The 17,730-nt window shown below is 58.9% G+C and carries 14 protein-coding genes and 1 tRNA gene; 10 read left to right on the top strand and 5 right to left on the bottom strand.

Annotated features, from left to right (window positions below):
• The first annotated feature begins 180 nt into the window (after positions 1–180).
• Together OU26_RS06830 and OU26_RS06825 are read left to right on the top strand one after the other, a co-directional pair.
• Entirely contained in the window at positions 181–1,539 is a 1,359-nt protein-coding gene (locus tag OU26_RS06830) for an ATP-binding protein (RefSeq protein WP_026647137.1), read from the top strand.
• A gap of 72 nt (positions 1,540–1,611) precedes the next feature.
• Positions 1,612–2,448, top strand: coding sequence for a sulfite exporter TauE/SafE family protein (locus OU26_RS06825; RefSeq protein ID WP_026647138.1), 837 nt, complete (start codon positions 1,612–1,614; stop codon positions 2,446–2,448).
• Here the strand turns inward: OU26_RS06825 and OU26_RS06820 are convergent.
• The gene (locus OU26_RS06820; RefSeq protein WP_026647139.1) at positions 2,445–3,785 is read right to left on the bottom strand and encodes an ATP-binding protein; all 1,341 of its coding nucleotides are present in this window, start codon (positions 3,783–3,785) and stop codon (positions 2,445–2,447) included. The two genes, OU26_RS06825 and OU26_RS06820, sit on opposite strands and share 4 nt — an antisense overlap.
• 649 nt (positions 3,786–4,434) lie before the next feature.
• Between OU26_RS06820 and OU26_RS10215 the strand changes: the two genes are divergently transcribed.
• The 8 genes from OU26_RS10215 to OU26_RS06785 all read left to right on the top strand — a co-directional run bounded on the left by OU26_RS10215 (position 4,435) and on the right by OU26_RS06785 (position 14,086).
• A complete protein-coding gene (locus OU26_RS10215; RefSeq protein ID WP_155809206.1) occupies positions 4,435–4,584 on the top strand; it encodes a hypothetical protein in 150 nt (49 codons plus the stop codon).
• Positions 4,585–4,828: 244 nt separating this feature from the next.
• On the top strand, positions 4,829–7,471 hold the full coding sequence (locus tag OU26_RS06815) for a glycoside hydrolase family 31 protein (RefSeq protein WP_026647093.1): 2,643 nt from the start codon (positions 4,829–4,831) through the stop codon (positions 7,469–7,471).
• A gap of 515 nt (positions 7,472–7,986) precedes the next feature.
• Complete coding sequence (gene dnaK / locus OU26_RS06810) at positions 7,987–9,876, top strand: molecular chaperone DnaK (RefSeq protein WP_026647094.1); 1,890 nt, start codon at positions 7,987–7,989, stop codon at positions 9,874–9,876.
• Positions 9,877–9,878: 2 nt separating this feature from the next.
• The gene (grpE, locus tag OU26_RS06805) at positions 9,879–10,568 is read left to right on the top strand and encodes a nucleotide exchange factor GrpE (RefSeq protein WP_026647095.1); all 690 of its coding nucleotides are present in this window, start codon (positions 9,879–9,881) and stop codon (positions 10,566–10,568) included.
• A gap of 174 nt (positions 10,569–10,742) precedes the next feature.
• Positions 10,743–11,768, top strand: coding sequence for a DnaJ C-terminal domain-containing protein (locus OU26_RS06800; RefSeq protein WP_026647096.1), 1,026 nt, complete (start codon positions 10,743–10,745; stop codon positions 11,766–11,768).
• Between the two features lie 5 nt (positions 11,769–11,773).
• A complete protein-coding gene (locus OU26_RS06795) occupies positions 11,774–12,394 on the top strand; it encodes a heat shock protein transcriptional repressor HspR (RefSeq protein ID WP_033499011.1) in 621 nt (206 codons plus the stop codon).
• A gap of 348 nt (positions 12,395–12,742) precedes the next feature.
• The gene (locus OU26_RS06790; protein WP_026647098.1) at positions 12,743–13,030 is read left to right on the top strand and encodes a hypothetical protein; all 288 of its coding nucleotides are present in this window, start codon (positions 12,743–12,745) and stop codon (positions 13,028–13,030) included.
• Between the two features lie 342 nt (positions 13,031–13,372).
• Positions 13,373–14,086, top strand: coding sequence for an HAD family hydrolase (locus tag OU26_RS06785; protein ID WP_230581792.1), 714 nt, complete (start codon positions 13,373–13,375; stop codon positions 14,084–14,086).
• A 70-nt stretch (positions 14,087–14,156) separates the two neighbouring features.
• Here OU26_RS06785 and OU26_RS06780 read toward each other — a convergent pair whose 3' ends face one another.
• The 4 genes from OU26_RS06780 to OU26_RS06765 form a co-directional block, all read right to left on the bottom strand.
• The gene (locus OU26_RS06780) at positions 14,157–15,398 is read right to left on the bottom strand and encodes an ATP-binding protein (protein WP_026647100.1); all 1,242 of its coding nucleotides are present in this window, start codon (positions 15,396–15,398) and stop codon (positions 14,157–14,159) included.
• 427 nt (positions 15,399–15,825) lie between these two features.
• Positions 15,826–15,898 (bottom strand) — tRNA-Ala (locus tag OU26_RS06775).
• A gap of 189 nt (positions 15,899–16,087) precedes the next feature.
• Entirely contained in the window at positions 16,088–16,774 is a 687-nt protein-coding gene (locus tag OU26_RS06770) for a DedA family protein (RefSeq protein WP_026647101.1), read from the bottom strand.
• Positions 16,775–17,271: 497 nt separating this feature from the next.
• Positions 17,272–17,682 carry a DUF4143 domain-containing protein gene (locus OU26_RS06765; protein ID WP_237743799.1) on the bottom strand — a complete coding sequence of 137 codons (411 nt, stop codon included), beginning with the start codon at positions 17,680–17,682 and terminating at the stop codon, positions 17,272–17,274.
• Positions 17,683–17,730: the final 48 nt, after the last annotated feature.

Below are 17,730 nucleotides of genomic sequence, written 5' to 3'. Positions count from 1 at the left end.
TCGTTGCAGTATTCCGTTGCACTTTTACGTTGCAGAATACGTTGTATTTGATATACTATGTAATGCAAGTTTCGTTGCGCTATTTCGTTGCGCTGCCTTGCTGCCCGGTGTGCGCTCAGGGTTCGGTTGAAGCGCAACGGCGCAACGTGCCGCGATGGAAGCTACTTCACGGAGGCGAACATGCTGAAACGCAAGGCTTGGAGCGATCTTGAGGATTGGAAAAAACGCGGTGCGGACAAGGCGCTGATGATCACTGGAGCGCGTCAAATCGGCAAAACCACGCTCGTTCGCGAATTCGCTCGGCATAGCTATCGTCGCTTTGCCGAATTGAACTTTGTGGAGGACCCTAAGGCTGCGTCGGTATTCGAGGAGGCACTTGATGCGGACAGCATCATCGAAAGCCTCACGGCATACCTGCGTATTCCCTTGGAACCAGGCAACACCTTGATCCTGTTCGATGAGATTCAGGAATGTCCGGCGGCACGCACGGCCATCAAATTCCTTGTGGAGGACGGACGTTTCGACTATGTGGAAACCGGCTCGCTGCTTGGTGTTAAAACCCGTCAAATTACATCGTATCCCGTTGGATTCGAAGAGCAGCTGCGCATGTACCCGTTGGATTTTGAGGAATTCTGCATGGCGAACGGCGTGCAGGAACAGACGTTGGACATGCTGCGCAGCCACTTCGAGACACGCACCCCCGTTCCGACGCCGGTGCACGATGCCATGATGGGACTGTTCCAAACCTATTTGGTGGTGGGCGGCATGCCGGATGTCGTGCAGCGATACGTTGATACGCACGACATCGCGCAAGTGGTATCCCTGCAAAACGATCTGCTCGCCCTGTATCGGCTCGACATCGCCAAATATGCCGAAACGAAGGATCGTACGAAAATCCGCAGTATCTTCGATGCGATTCCGTCCCAACTGGATGACAAAAATCGCAGATTCGTACTTGCCGACCTCTCGAAAACCGCTCGCCAAAACCGGTATGCCAGCAGCTTCCTCTGGCTGGCCGACGCCGGCGTTGCGCTGCCTTGCTACAACGTGACCGAACCGGTTCCACCGTTGGCAAACAACGGTAGGCACAGCCTGTTCAAACTGTTCCTCAACGATGTCGGACTGCTGTGCGCAGCATCCATGGGCAATATCCAATACGATCTGCTGCAGGGCAATCTCGACGTGAACATGGGAGCGATCATGGAGGATGTGGTCGCCCAAGAGCTGCGAGCCCATGGCTTCGACCTGCACTACTACAATTCAACCCGCTTGGGCGAAGTCGATTTCGTGGTGCAAAACGGCAAAACAGTGCTGCCGATCGAAGTGAAATCCGGCAACGATTGGCGGCGTCACAAGGCTCTGGACAACATGCTTGCGATTGACGACTGGCATTTGCGCGACGCATACGTGTTCTGCAAAGGCAATGTTGATGTGGACGGGCCGATCACATATCTCCCGCTTTATATGACTATGTTTCTCAAGCCGGAACGGCTTCCGGAATCGTTGATTTACGTGCCTGATTTGTCTGCGCTACGGTAAGGGCGCGGTGAGGTGCTGGTTTGCGTGGGGTTGGGCGGGCTGGAGTAGTATCGGGCGGAGAAGGAGCGCGATATGACCGATACGAGCAGTGGAACCGAGCTGGGGGAGGCGCGCGGCGCACGCGCGGTCGCGATACTGGTGGCGGTCGGCGTGATCGTCGGACTGCTGTCAGGCATGTTCGGCATCGGCGGCGGCACGGTGATCGTGCCCGCGCTCGTATGGCTGGGGCTGTCGCAACGCAATGCAGCCGCCACATCCACGCTGGCAATCGTGCCGACCTCCATCTCCGGCGTCATCTCATACGCCACCGGCGGTCATGTCGACTGTATCGCGGCGCTGCTGCTGTTCTGCGGCATGTTTGTGGGCGGGCAAATCGGCAGCTGGCTGCTATCGCGGCTGCCGGAACTCGTGCTGCGATGGATTTTCGTGGCGTTCCTGGTATTTGTGGTCGTCAACCAGGCGGGATTCGTGCCCTCGCGCAGTCAGCGCATCGTCATGACCGTGACGACCGGTATCTGTCTGGCACTGCTGGGCGTGGTGATCGGCACACTGGCCGGATTGCTGGGCATCGGCGGCGGGGCGCTCGCCGTGCCTGCGCTGTCGATGCTGTTCGGCGCGTCCGACCTGATCGCGCGCGGCACCTCGCTGCTGGCCATGTTCCCGAATTCGATCACCACCAGTGCGGCGAATCTCAAACGCAAGTTGGCGCATGTGAGAACCGCGCTCATCATTGGCGTGACGGCGGCCGTGACCGCGCCGCTGGGCACGTGGGCCGCCGGTGCGGTCACGCCGCGCGTCGGATCAATACTGTTCGCTTGCTACCTGTGCGTGCTGCTGGTACGTTCGGTGTTCGTGGCGGTGAAGGCCACGCGCGAGGCGCGGGCTGGGCGGGGCGCGCGTCGCGGTTAATCGCGCTGCAGCATCCATTCCCATGCGGGCACTTGCCGTACGGTATGGGCGCCATCGGGACTGTCATATGAAGCATGCTCGCCTTCACCGACGATAATCGTGCCATTGCACAATCCGGATTCCTCCATGGCTTCCCAGAGTGCGCGCAATTCGCGTGCCCGGGTCTGCTCGTCATCCATGGAATCGGTGACCTGATAGAGTTCGTACGGGTGTCCTTCAAGCTCGTCGCCGACAACGAAATCGATTTCGTATCCGTGCGCTTTGGTGTGATATGACGAAATTGTGCCACGTCGCGAGCCGACGGTACGTCTACGTAATTCCAAGTACACGGCATTTTCCAATCGCTGCCCTTCGTCTCGGATGCTGGCGTTGGTGTTCGCCGCTGCTAGTCCGGGATCGATGGCATAGATCTTCGGCAAAGACGTGGTTGTGTCGCTGAGAGAGAAGGAAAAATCGCGTATCTGAAAAATCAAATACGCTTCCTGTAGATAGTCGAGCATGTCCGCCAGTAGCTCGCGGCTGGTCGACAGACCCATGGAGCGTAGTATGTTTTCGGTTTTTCGGATTGACAGTTGTTTGCCGTTCGTGCCGAGTACTCGTCGCGTGAAAGCCGCTGCGACGCGCGGACGGGAGATGTTGTGCCGTTCGACGATATCGCGTGCAACCACTTGCTGCGCATATGATTGCAGCAGTGGAATTGCAAGTTCTTCTGGCAATCCTTGCGCAGCTGGAAAACCGCCGCGTTGGAGATATGCCGAGAACAATTTGCGCAACGTGATGTGTTTGGTTGTGGAATGGATATCGTTGATGCCGTTATTCTGTGCGATTTCGCGGAAAGAGTACGGTAGCAGCTCGAACTCAATGGCGCGGCCGCGGAATTCGGTTGCGATTTCCGTGGACAGCATTTTCGAGGATGATCCGCTAACGTAGATGGTTGCTTTTCGTGTGTCGACGATGCGTCGCAGCCATGCGCCCCAGTCTTGCATTTCCTGCAGTTCGTCAAAGAACAGGTATGCACCATCTGTCAGTGCTTCGGGATGCAATTCGTAGAACGTGTCGAGTACCTCGTCTCCGGTTTGGGCGGTGACGGGAGCGAAACGGTTGTCTTCGAAATTAAAGTAGCAAATGAGATTTGGGCCTACGCCCTGCCGGATAAGCTCGTCCATTTCCTGGAACATACGGTAGCTTTTGCCGCTGCGGCGCATGCCGGTGATTACTTTGACGAGATTGCCGATACGGGGTTGGAGGGCGGTTCCGAGACTGAGATCGCGTTGCAATATCGGGCGATAGTTGTCGAGCGAGAAGTCGCTGATGGTTTCCGCGATGATGCGATTCATATTGCCTCGTTTGGTCTGATGTGGCTTGATGTGGCTTGATGCGGAAGAGGGGAATTTTGGTATAACTGGCAGTTTTAGTTTACCAGTTTAGTATAAAAGTGGCAAAGTAAAGTTACCAGTTGCCTCGCATTGGGTGAATTATTCCAGTAGCTGGGGGATTTTGGCGCGTGAGTGGGATTTAAGCGGCGGTTTTATTCCAGCCGGTGGGGATTTTGGCGTGTGAGAGAGGGGAGCGGGGTACGCCCGATGGAGGGCATGGCGGTAGGGGTTTGCTGGAGAGGTGGATTCATCCAGCCATCGGGGGATTTGGGCGATTGGAACACGTGCTGGAAACGTATGTGAGCGTGTGCGACACGCCCAACGGCAACAAATAGTTAGGTCATTTTACATACGGGGATTTTTGTTGATTTACGGCTTGTCAAACGTTTGAAACAGGGGCTTCAAAATAAGGGGGGGGGGGGGTATTTGTTGACGATGTGTACCCGAAGCGAATGCATAATGAATATAGCGCTATTTATAAATATATAAATAAGCGATTGCCGCTACCGCTGCGCACAATGAGAGCAACCGCGATGCTCCCACTTTCCCGACCGCAGCCGAGGCAGCACGAATAGAAGAGCCAATCTCCTGCACAGGAGGAAGGGTAGATATGAACAGTATTGTGAAGCGCGTGCTTTCGGGCGTGGCCGCTTTGGGTATCGCACTCAGCGGTCTGGCTCTAGGTGCGGCGTCGGTTTGGTGGCACGGGTTCTGCGAAACCGACGGTGAGAGGCTTGTAGGCGTCGGTTTTGCGGAATGATGGCGATGAAACCGACGGTGAGAGGGTGCTGGGCGTCGGTTTGGTGGCACGGGTTCTGCGAAACCGACGGTGAGTGGGTGCTGGGCGTCGGTTTGGTGGAATGATGGCGATGAAACCGACGGTGAGGCGTTGCTGAGCGTCGGTTTGGCAGAATGAGCGCGGTGGGGCCGCCGCGGTATATCCTATTTACTCCATTCACAGTGCATTACCAGGTTTTCGCAATCGCCAACTATCGAGGAATCGCATGACTGATAACGTTTTCACGGCGTTCGTGCGCAACGCACAGCCGCAACCCAATCCCGACAACATCATCCAGGGAGATCGGTGGCGCATCTGCCTGCTCACCGACGCGCTGGCCCGCTTCGAGTGGTCCGACACCGGCCATTTCGAGGACCACGTCACCCAAACCGTGCTCAACCGCGACTTCGGACATCGCGTGGAACGCACCGTGACGGAACGCGACGGTCGCGTCATCATCGACACCGAAAATCTGCACATCGACTACGACGGCAAGCCGTTCAGCAAAGAAGGCCTGTGCGTGGTCGTCAAGCATATTTCCAGCACCCAGTTCAACACCTGGCATTACGGCGATCAATCAAGAGGCAACCTCAAAGGCACCGCGCGTACGCTCGACGAAGCGGACGGCGACAAGAAATTCGGCCAGCCGCTCGACATGGGCGACGGCGTGATCTCGCGCGATGGCTGGGCGGTACTCGACGATTCCAAATCGAACGTGATCGTGCTCGCCGACAGCGTGAACGGCAAGCCGAATCCGTTCGGCTCCTGGGTCTCGCCGCGCGACAAAGGCTGCATCGACCTATATTTCTTCGGCTACGCGCATCGCTATATCGAAGCCGTGCAGGACTTCTACAAGCTCACCGGACCGCAGCCGCTGCTGCCGCGATTCGCGTTCGGCAACTGGTGGAGCCGCTACTACCAGTACACGCAGCCCGAATATCTGGCGCTCATGGACCGGTTCAAGCGCGAAGGCATCCCGTTCACCACGTCCGTGATCGACATGGATTGGCATCTCGTCGACAGCGTCGACCCGAAGTACGGTTCCGGCTGGACCGGTTACACGTGGAACCACGAGCTGTTCCCCGACCATGTGAAGTTCCTCGACGAACTGCATCGCAAGGGGCTCAAGACCACGCTCAACGTGCATCCGCGCGACGGCATCCGCGCATTCGAAAACGCGTATCCGAAGGCCGCCAAGCGTATGGGCGTCGACCCGGCGAGCGGCGAGAACCTCGAATTCGACCTGACCAATCCGGACTATATGGACGCCTACTTCGACATGCACCACGATCTTGAGGCCGAGGGTGTTGACTTCTGGTGGCTCGACTGGCAGCAGGGCGGCGTGACGCGCCAGCCCGGCCTCGACCCGTTGTGGATCCTCAACCACATGCACTACCTCGATTCCGGCCGCGACGGCCGCTGGCCGCTCACCTTCTCGCGCTACGCCGGCCCCGGCTCGCACCGCTACCCGGTCGGCTTCTCCGGCGACACCGTGATCACCTGGGATTCGCTCGCCTTCCAGCCGCAATTCACCGCCACCGCGTCCAATATCGGCTACGGCTGGTGGAGCCACGACATCGGCGGCCACATGTTCGGCTACCGCGACGACGAGCTCGAGGCACGCTGGTACCAGCTCGGCGCATTCAGCCCGATCAATCGCCTGCATTCGAGCAATTCGCCGTTCTCCGGCAAGGAGCCGTGGAACTACACGGGTGACGTGCGTGCCTCGATGACAGCCTCGCTGCGCCTGCGCCACGCGCTGCTGCCGTACCTGTACAGCATGAACTACCGCGCCGCGTTCGAAGGCCGGCCGATCATCGAACCGATGTACTGGCAGTCGCCCGAGACATGGGCCGCCTACGATTACCCCGACGAATTCCGCTTCGGCACCGAGCTTGTCGTGGCGCCGATCGTCAGCGCCGCCGATCGCAAGGTAGCGCGCGGCCGTGCGGATTTGTGGTTGCCGCAGGGCGAATGGTTTGACTTCTTCGACGGCCGTCGTTATGAGGCGCGCGGGGATGCGGGGCGTGCTGTCACCGTATGGCGCGCGCTTGACCGCATGCCGGTATTCGCCAAAGCCGGCGCGATTGTGCCGATGCAGCGACTGGGTGAGGGGGACGACGTCAACTCCATCGCCAATCCGACCGCGATGGACGTGCTGCTCTTCCCAGGCGCTTCCGGCGAATTCACGATGCGCGAGGACGACGGCGTGTACGCGCACGCTTCGGCCGGACGCACGGCCGACACTGCGTTGCGTTGGCAGTGGTGCGATGGCGATACGGGCGATTGCGCTGGTACTGCTGGTATTGGTGCTGTTGCTGGTGCCGGCGATGCTGCTGATACTGGTAAAACCGCCATATTCACCGTCGACCCGGTCCGCGGCGACAGTTCCGACGCGGCTCCCAAGTCGCGCGATTGGACGATCACCGTACGTGGTGTCGCCCGTCCCCGCATTTCCGGCAATCGTTTGGAAAGTTTGGAAGGTTTGGAAAACGGTGTGCAGGCTTCCGTCGGAAGTGTTGATGTGACGTTGCATCCAGCCGACATTTCCTACGATGAAGCGACCATGAGCCTCACCGTCACCGTGCGCGACGTGCCGACCGACCAATCGCTACGCATCGCATTCACGGACGGCCTCGAAATCGCCGATAATCCGGTGGAACGCGACTGCTACGGCATTCTGTTGCACGCGCAAATCCAATTCTTCGCCAAGGAAAAGGCGCTGAACGCGATCCGCGAGGAAGGCGTGCGTGCCATCGGATCGTTCGCGGCGCTGAACAAGAAACCGCGATTCGACGGCGACTTCCTTGACGTGGACCTGCCCGAATCGGTGGTGTCTGCCCTGGAGGAAGTGCTGCTCAGAAGCTGAACCGACGCGTGCTGAGCACTAGATGTGCAGAGTGCTGGGCGCTGGAACGTACAGACCGCTGCTCGTTGAGTGGTCGCCAAATTCGCTAGCCGATGAACCGCCGGTGCTGGATACCTCTTGTGTGTGTGGGGGGGCCGGCGCCGGCGGTTTTGTCTCATGCATTCTGCCAAACCGACGCTTAGGAGGCTCTCACCGTCGGTTTGGTGGAATGGGTTCTGCGGAACCGACGGTGGGGGAGTGCTGAGCGTCGGTTTGGCGGAATGAGGGTGATTGGGCCGACGGTGAGTTGGGTTGGAGGAGGCGTGTTGGGTTGGGGAGCTGGGTTGGGTGAGTGGATAGATTTAGAAAGTTGAGTGGGATGCGCTCAAGATTTTTTGCGATTTCGGGAATGATAACTTGCGATTCAAAGTTGAGTGGTGTAGGCTCAAGTTTTGGAAAGCACGGGAGACGGCAATCCGAAACCCGAGCGAAGAACGAAGAGAACGCATAGCGAACCTATCCAAAGGAGATACATTATGGGACGCGCAGTTGGCATTGATCTGGGTACTACCAATTCCTGCATCGCAACGCTTGAAGGTGGCCAGCCCACCGTTATCGTGAACGCCGAGGGCGCTCGCACCACGCCGTCCGTCGTGGCATTCAGCAAGTCCGGCGAGATCCTGGTCGGCGAAGTCGCCAAGCGCCAGGCCGTCACCAACGTCGACCGCACCATCAGCTCCGTCAAGCGCCACATGGGTACCGACTGGACCGTTGAGATCGACGGCAAGAAGTGGACGCCGCAGGAGATTTCCGCGCAGGTTCTGATGAAGCTGAAGCGCGATGCCGAGGCCTACCTCGGCGAGCCGGTCACCGACGCTGTGATCACCTGCCCGGCATACTTCAACGATGCCCAGCGTCAGGCCACCAAGGACGCCGGCACCATCGCAGGTCTGAACGTCCTGCGTATCATCAACGAGCCGACCGCTGCGGCACTGGCTTACGGCCTTGAAAAGGGCAAGGAAGACGAAACCATCCTGGTCTTCGATCTGGGCGGCGGCACCTTCGATGTGTCCCTGCTGGAGATCGGCAAGGATGAGGATGGCTTCTCCACCATCCAGGTGCAGGCCACCAACGGCGACAACCACTTGGGCGGCGACGATTGGGACCAGAAGATCATCGACTGGCTCGTCGGCGAAGTCAAGAACAAGTACGGCGTTGACCTGAGCAAGGACAAAATCGCCCTGCAGCGTCTGAAGGAAGCCGCCGAGCAGGCCAAGAAGGAACTGTCCAGCTCCACCAGCACCTCCATCTCCATGCAGTACCTGGCCATGACCCCTGACGGCACTCCGGTGCATCTGGACGAGACCCTGACCCGTGCCCACTTCGAGGAAATGACCTCCGACCTGCTGGGCCGCTGCCGCACCCCGTTCAACAACGTGCTGCGCGACGCTGGTATCGGCGTCTCCGACATCGACCACGTGGTCCTCGTCGGTGGCTCCACCCGTATGCCGGCCGTCAAGGAGCTCGTCAAGGAACTCACCGGCGGTAAGGAAGCCAACCAGTCCGTGAACCCGGATGAAGTCGTGGCCGTCGGCGCTGCCGTGCAGTCCGGCGTCATCAAGGGCGACCGCAAGGACGTCCTGCTCATCGATGTGACCCCGCTGTCCCTCGGCATCGAAACCAAGGGTGGCATCATGACCAAGCTCATCGAGCGCAACACCGCCATCCCGACCAAGCGTTCCGAAGTGTTCTCCACCGCCGAGGACAACCAGCCGTCCGTGCTGATCCAGGTCTACCAGGGCGAGCGTGAGTTCGCTCGCGACAACAAGCCGCTGGGCACCTTCGAGCTGACCGGCATCGCTCCGGCCCCGCGTGGCGTTCCGCAGATCGAGGTCACCTTCGATATCGACGCCAACGGCATCGTGCACGTGTCCGCCAAGGACAAGGGCACCGGCAAGGAGCAGTCCATGACCATCACCGGTGGTTCCGGCCTGCCGAAGGACGAGATCGACCGCATGGTCAAGGAAGCCGAAGCCCACGAGGCCGAGGACAAGAAGCGCAAGGAAGACGCCGAGACCCGCAACCAGGCCGAGTCCTTCGCCTATCAGACCGAGAAGCTCGTCAATGACAACAAGGACAAGCTCTCCGACGATGTGGCCAAGGAAGTCACCGACAAGGTCAACGAGCTCAAGGAAGCCCTGAAGGGTGAGGACATTGAGAAGATCAAGTCCGCCCAGAGCGAGCTGATGACCTCCGCCCAGAAGATCGGCCAGGCTCTCTACGCCCAGCAGGGCGCTGCCGACGCCGCTGGTGCCGCTGGCGCCGCGGGTGCTGCCGGCTCCACCTCCGACGCATCCAACGGCTCCGACGACGACGTGGTCGACGCCGAAGTCGTGGACGATGACGACGACAAGGACAACAAGTAATCATGTCCGACTTTAACAAGGACGAGTACCTGAACGATCTGCCCGACATGGATGACCTGTCCGGGCAGGCCGCCCCGGCCGCTGGAGCCGATTCCGCAGCCTCTGCCGGCTCCGCTGACAAGCCCGCTGCCGACACCTCCGCCGCGCAGGAAGCATCCGCTGCCGACGCGACCGCGAAATCGCAGGACAACGGCGATGCCGCTGCCAAAGGCGATGCCGACAAGTCTGACAAAGACGGCAAGGACGGTGACACGCTGACCCCGCTTGGCCAGGCCAAGAAGGAGGCCGCCGAATATCTGGAGGCGCTGCAGCGCGAACGCGCGGAGTTCATCAACTTCCGTAATCGCGCGCAGAAGGAGCAGGACCGCTTCCGCCAGCACGGCATCATCGACGTGCTGACCGCGCTGCTCCCGGCACTGGACGATATCGACCGCATCCGCGAACACAGCGAGATGGACGATTCGTTCAAGGCCGTGGCCAACAAGATCGACAAGGCGTTCGAGAAGTTCGGCGTCGAGAAGTTCGGCGAAAAAGGCGAGGACTTCGATCCGACCAAGCACGATGCGATTCTGCACAAGCCGGATCCGAATGCCGAGAAGGAAACCGTCGACACCGTGGTGGAAGCCGGCTACCGCATCGGCGACCGCGTGATCCGCGCGGCCCGCGTGGTCGTGGCTTCTCCGCAGAACTGATCGCGCATTCGCACAATCCGCGTATCCGCGCGAAACGCATGTGACGAGTAATCGGGCCCCTCTGAAAAACGAGGGGCCTTCGATTACCTGAAACAACGGTTCAACGACAACTGTTTGAAAGTTTGAAAAACTGTACTTTTTACTTCATGAAGACCTCACGAAAGGAGGCACATCATGGCTGAGAATGAATGGCTGAGCAAGGATTTCTACAAGGTCCTTGGTGTCTCCAAAGACGCCACCGAAGCCGAAATCACCAAAGCGTACCGCAAGCTGGCGCGCAAATACCATCCCGACCTGAACAAGACCAAGGAGGCCGAGGAGAAGTTCAAGGACATCTCCGAGGCGTACGACGTGCTGAGCAACAAGGAGAATCGTCAGAAGTACGATGCGATTCGCCAGTTTGGCATGGGTGGCGCACGCTTCGCCGGCGGTTCCGGCCAAGGCGGCTTCGACGCGGGCGCGTTCTCCGATATCTTCGGTTCGATGTTCGGCGGCGGCGCAGGCATGGGCGGCAATGGGTCGCGCATCCGCTTCCAGACCAGCGGCGGCGGCAATCCGAACTTCGATGACATCTTCTCGATGTTCGGCGGTGGCGCCGGAGGTCCGGGCGCCGGCGGACGCCAGTACGAGAGGCGGAGCGCCGGATACGAGCAGCCGCGTCCGGAAGACGGCGAGGATCGGAATTCCAAGATTCGTCTGACCTTCCGCCAGGCGGTCAAGGGAGCCACCGTCTCGCTGTCCGCGGGCGGCAAGAAGTTCAAGACGCATATCCCGGCCGGCGTGCATGACGGGCAGAAGATCCGTCTTGCCGGCAAAGGCAAGCCAGGCAGCAACGGCGGCAAGAACGGCGATCTGTACCTGCATATCACCGTCGCCGAAGATCCGAAATTCACGTTGCGCGGCCGTGACATCGTCATGCCTCTGCCGATTACCGTCAGCCAGGCCGTGAACGGCGCGAAAGTGACCGCCACGGACATCGATGGCAACGAAATCGTCTTCAAAGTGCCGGCCGGCTCGTCCAGCGGCGCGGAAGTGCGCATTTCGGGCAAGGGCGTGGTCAATCCGCATGAGAACGGCGATCTGGTCGGACGTGTGGAGATTCACGTTCCGGAACGCCCCAACCTCGTCGCCAAGCACGCGGCCAAGGAATTCGACAAGGCTTGCGGCGACTTCGCCGACGAGCTCGCACGGGAGCGCTGACCGTCATGGCACGCTCATCGCGGACCTCGCACGCCTCGCAGGCGCGCGCCGCACGGCAGGCCAAGCGGCTGTACGAAATGTGCGCCATGGCGATCGTGGCCGGCCGTGCCGACCTGGACGGCGCCGATGAAGTCGGCTTCGATATCGAATTGCCGGTATTCTCTGTCGGCGCCGCCGGCGAGCTTGCCAACGTGCATCCGCAGACGCTGCGCCAGTACGATCGGCTTGGCTTGGTCGTGCCGCAACGCACGGAAGGCGGCGCTCGCCGTTATTCGCTGCGCGACATCTCCCGGCTTGCGCAGGCCCAGCAGCTCAGCCAGGAGGACGGCGTCAATCTGGCCGGAATCACGCGCATCCTCGAGCTTGAGGAGGAGAACCGCGAGCTTCGCCGGCAGGTGGAGCGGCTCCGCAAGCCGGCCGGTTCCAGCGTGTTCGCGGCGGATGCGGATGGCGGAATCGTGGAGATAGAGCGGTCCCGCCGGGCGCGCATGTGGCGCAGGCAGATTCGGACCCGCATGCGTCAGCTTCCGTCGCGTGAATCGGCGCAATCCGCGGACGTGTCCGTGTGTGCGGGGGAGGGGAGCAGCTCCGATTCCACATCCGTGGTGATTTGGGGTGTCGACTAACTCCCCTCGAATCAGCTGGTTTGATGCCGAAGCGGCGCCGTTCTACGCCGTTTTGAAAATGACGGTTCCTGTAGTTGATGATTTGTTTTCTGAAAAAGTTACAAATCAGTTGCAAAAATGAATGAAAATAGCATTTTTTGCGCAAAAAGCCACCCTCTGTTATATAGTTGTGGATAGCGAGCATTGTTGGCTGCAATTATGTCGTAGTTGTAGTAAATAATGTTGCATATCCGCATTGTGGACTGTATTTCTTCCGGCCTGTATCGGGGCTTCGATGAAATATGGCTACCCGTCTCGTGGAGAAGCGGGAGAGGTATGCGGTGGATACAGAAAGGTTAGGAGCGTACAGTGCCAAGAGTTGCGTTCGCCGCGAAGACCCGTAAATATCTTGGGTCTCTGGATGCCGTCGAATCGGTCACCCAGTATCGTATTTGCTACTCCAAGGAATTCCGTGACGATTGCATGCGCAGGTATGCCGAAGGTGGTTCGCCTGCGGCGATCTTCCGCGAGGCTGGCTTGGATCCGAAGATCATCGGTTACAAGCGTGTCGAGCGTTGCATCGCTCGCTGGAAGGCCGAGAAGGCTGAGGAAGCCGAAAAGGCCGCAGAGGCTGAGCAGCAGAATAACCAGGAATAAGTTTTGGACGATTCCCGCAGTGTGACGTGTACCGCCTCCTAAGGGGGTTGGTTGCGGTACGCGTCGCAAATGCGGCGTTGTTTCAAGCTTGAATTGGTTGTGAACGTCTGGATGAGCATTCATCCAGACGTTTTTTCATACCTTTTTCATGCCACGGTGCTTTGCGGTGTTTTTGCGATGCTTTGCGGTGTGCCCGTGGCGTATTCGCGGCGTATCTGCGATGCTTTCGTGCCGCATCCGTCGCGCCGCTCTGCTGGAATGGTTGCGGTTGACGGTTGCGGGCTGACGTCGCGCCCGGCCGTTGGGACATTATCGCAGGGAGACGCTATCAAGGAGACCACTATGAACGAGCCGAACGTCCGGAACGCACAGACTTCCCCGGAACCGATGCTCAAAGCCGTGTTCTGGGACATGGACGGCACGCTGATCGATTCCGAGCCGTACTGGCATGAGGGCGAGCTGAAGATCGCCGCGGAAAACGGCGGATATTGGGATGAGGATCTTGCCTGGCAGGGCTCCGGCACGCCGGTGCCGGACGTGGCGCGCCGCATGGTCGAGCACGGCTGCAAACTGTCGATCGAGGAAATTGGCAAAGGCATGATCGATTACGTGGCGCAGAAGGAGTTCGAGCGCATCCCGTGGATCGACGGCGTCGAGGACGTGCTGCTGTCGCTGAAGGAAGCCGGCATCCCGTCCATGCTCGTCACCACATCGCCCCGCCATTTGGCGGAAAACCTGATCGCCCAGGCGCCGGCAGGCACGTTCGCCGGCTACGTGTGTGGTGACGACGACATCGAGAAGAAGCCGTCGCCAGCACCGTATCTCGCTGCCGGCCGCAAGCTCGGCATCGCGCCGGAGGACATGCGCTATTGCATCGCGATCGAGGATTCCATGTCCGGCCTGCGCTCAGCCGTCGCATCTGGCGCGACCACGCTCGGCCAGACCGGCTTCATGCGCATCGACAATTCTAACGGACCGCAGTTTGCCTCGATCAACGGCTACGACGGCATCACCGCCGCCACGCTCGACGCCTATATACGCCGCCGCAACGCCTGACGCCTCCGCAATGCGTGTGATGCGTCTGCACAACCGGCGCGCCACACGACATAATCGCCATTGTTAATGTTTAATCGAAGTCGATATCGCCGTCGTTTTGCAGAAATTCCATGAGATTGAGGTGACGTACGCCGTCGCGCTGCAATGGTAGCGGATCCAATGTGAACAGGTATTTCGGATACCCGTCCGCCAATTTGCTGAACGGGCGATATTCGCGTTCCTCGACCTGCGGATCCTGAACGCTCATAGACACTTGGATATAGGCGTACTGGTTGCGCTTTCGGACAATGAAGTCACATTCAAGTTTGCCGATGGTGCCGACGCTGACGTCATAGCCTTTCGACCGCAAATGCGTATATAGCGCGTTCTCCAGTGACGGACCGTAGCTGACTCGCGTATCGGTATTACGGGCGAACCGGATACCGGGATCGGCAAGATAGTATTTTTCCCCGCCCCTGAGTGACTTGCGGGATTTCAGATCGAAGCGAGGACACTTGTAGAGGATTTTGGCGCTTTCCAGCAGACGGACGTAGCTGGCAAGCGTTTCGCGTTTGATGCTGATGCCTTCGCTGTGTTTCAGATACGCGATAATGCCGGAAAGATTCGTGGGCGCTGCGAAATTATTGATGAGATAGTCCTGCACACGGGTGAAAGTATCGCGATTGCGTACTTTTTTGTGGGCGGTGATGTCCTTGTTGAAGATCTGCCCGATGACGTCTTGAATATATGCGGCTTTTGCGTCGGGATCGTCATATTCCAGCGATTTCGGGAACCCGCCGTATGTGAGATAGTCGCGGAAGGCTTGCGATACCGGAATTTCCGGTTTGTTTAGGAAATTCCGCATGCCGAGGTATTCCTGAAAGGAAAGGGTGAACATTTCCAGCTTGATATAGCGGCCGGTAAGTTTCGTGGCAAGCTCTCCGGACAGCAGATAGGAATTTGAGCCAGTGATGAAAATGGAGCAATTACCTTCCTCCCGCCAGCCGTTGATGACGGTTTCGAAGCCTTTCACGTTCTGTACTTCATCGATGAACAGATAACGCAGTCCTGCACCGTAGGCATTCGACATGGCTTGTTCGATGAGTTGATCGAGTTGGTCCGGAGTGGTCACATTACGGTATTCGCGGCGATCGAGGTTGAGGTAGATGAGATTGGTTTCAGGGATTCCCTGCTCAAAGAGCTCGTTGAGAACTGTGATGAGCAGGCTGGATTTGCCGCATCTGCGGATGCCGGTGATTACTTTGATGAGACCGGAATCGTTGTAGAAAGGACGGAGCTTGGCCAAATAGTGCTCTCTGCGATAGGTGCTCATGTGGTGCTCCTTGTGACTTTTTAGATACCGATAATCCCTGAGATGTGGTTTAACGGGGTCAAAATTGCGAAAATTGCAAAAATGACCCCGTTAAAACGCTAGTTTAACGTATTTTTGGGTTTGTGTGGACTGTTTGACGTGGACTATCGTACGGGTTTTGCGAAAAATGCGATTTTAACGGGGTTAAAATCGTAAAAATCGCGAAAATAACCCCGTTAAATGGCTTTTTTAGAAGTCGGCATGTATGGCGATTCGGCTGGGTTGCGTTTGCGCGGCCGGTGCGGACGGCGCGGTGCGTGCGTGCGGACGGGCGTATGCACGGTGCGAAGAGCGCTGGAAAGTGCGTATGGGAATCGCAAGAAATACCGGAAACGGCGGAAAGCAAAAGAAAAAGCCCGCTGCGGTGGAATGAATGCAGCGGGCTTCGTGGAGCTGACGGTAGTCGAAACCGCGACCTCTTCGATGCGAACGAAGCGCTCTACCAACTGAGCTACAGCCCCGTGGATGTCACCCTGCTCTGCAAGGCAACTCTCAGAATATTAGTACGGAGTGTGGAAAAACGCAATTCCGCACTCCGCGTGTTGCGATCAGCCTGCGATTGGCCGACGATTAGCCGGCAAGCACCCGGCAACCACCTTGCGATTGTCCGGTAATCGTCCGGCGGCCACCTTGCGATCGCAGGAAAGCGATCACTTGGATTCCATGTTTTCCGCCGGCTTCTTCTTGCCGAACTTGGCCTTGAGCAGGCCGACGATTGTCGGAATCAGCGACAGCACCAGAATTGCGATGATCACCAGTTCGAAGTGCTTCTGCACCGCCGGAATGCCGCCGAAGAAATAGCCGAGCAGCGTGAACAGCGTGGACCAGCACAGGCCGCCGAGCACGGAGAACGGCGTGAAGCGGCTCCAGCGCATGCCGGAAATGCCGGAGATGAACGGCATGAACGTGCGGATGAACGGGAAGAAACGGCCCAGGAACACGGCCAGCGGACCCCACTTCTCGATCATCTTCTCAGTCTTCTCGATGCGCTCCGGAGTCATGGCCTTGACCTTGCCGGATTCGAGGATGCGACGGCCGAAGAAGTGGCCGATCCAGTAATTGCACTGGTCGCCGATGATCGGCGCGCACCAGACCGCCGGCAGTAGCGCGAACAGCGGCAGCGCGGACACGCCGGTCTTCGCGTCGGGCGCGGCGAAGAAGCCGGCCGCGAACAGCAGGGAATCGCCCGGCAGGAACGGGAAGAAGACCACACCGGTCTCGATGAAGACGATGAGGAAGATGAAGCCGAGGGTCGGGGCGACGCCCATCGCGATCCAGCTGGCGATCGCGGTACGGGGGTCCTTGATGAGGCTGACGAAGAAATTGATGATATTCATGGGTCTCTCTGTGTGATTTTGCGCGCGGACGCGCGGTTCTGCTTATATGGCTCGCTTTTCCATCATTCGTGATTGGTTTGCCACGTAAACCAATCACAGATTACCAACGGGTCTGCGCAGGCGACGGGGCGACGCGGCTACGGGTGGCAAATCTGCACAAATCGTCAATCTTTCCGTCGTGCCGAGTGGTTGCAAGCAAACCGCTTGTTAATCAAAGCGGTGCCGCATCAAGCGCGAGGAGACCGCCGATGGCGTGTTCCTGCGCGACGCACGCGAAGGGGAGTCGCCGGACTTCGTCTCGCTGGTGGTGCAGCGGCTGCTGAGCCCATGGGTGGTGGCCGAATCGCCGTGCTGCGCATGACCGGGAGAATGGCGTGCGTGCCGGAGCCTTGCCCGACCGGCACGAATCTTGGCTCGACACCCTCTACTACGGCGACCGCCAGATGGTGCACGAGTCCCGTCCGATCTGACGAAGGTCGCGGTTGCGCTGCATTCGTCTAAACGCCGAGTGCGCGCACGGGAATGACGTAGATACCGTCCTCACGTTGGTAGGCAAACTCGCCGACGCCTATCAAAACGGCCAGAAATTCTGGTGCCTTGGCCCGTGCCTGGGGATTCTTCAGTAGTTTGGCCTTCATGCGGTTCAGATTCGCTGCGGCCTGCTCCACTTTATCTTGGCTGCTCTTGATTTCGATGCCGGCCCAGCGGCCATCCGCAAGCTCGATAATTGCGTCGCATTCCAATCCGGAATCGTCGTGGTAGTACCGTAACGGCTCCATGCCAATGTCCGGCAGTGCGCGGGCAAGGCTCGCTCGCGCGCGTTGATGTACTACGGGTTCTTCACCTTGCTCATGCCGTCGTAACGTGAAGCTCCATGGCAGGTGCGCGACTTCGCATAGGCCACTCATACGATGCGGGAACGGAATCGTCGGCAACCGTATCGGCAACCCTCGTCG

Origin of the sequence: Bifidobacterium ruminantium DSM 6489 (assembly GCF_000770925.1) — a bacterium.
Lineage (GTDB): Bacteria > Actinomycetota > Actinomycetes > Actinomycetales > Bifidobacteriaceae > Bifidobacterium > Bifidobacterium ruminantium.
The sequence above is the reverse complement of the archived record's forward strand: the minus strand, read 5'-3'. Positions and strand labels throughout refer to the sequence as shown.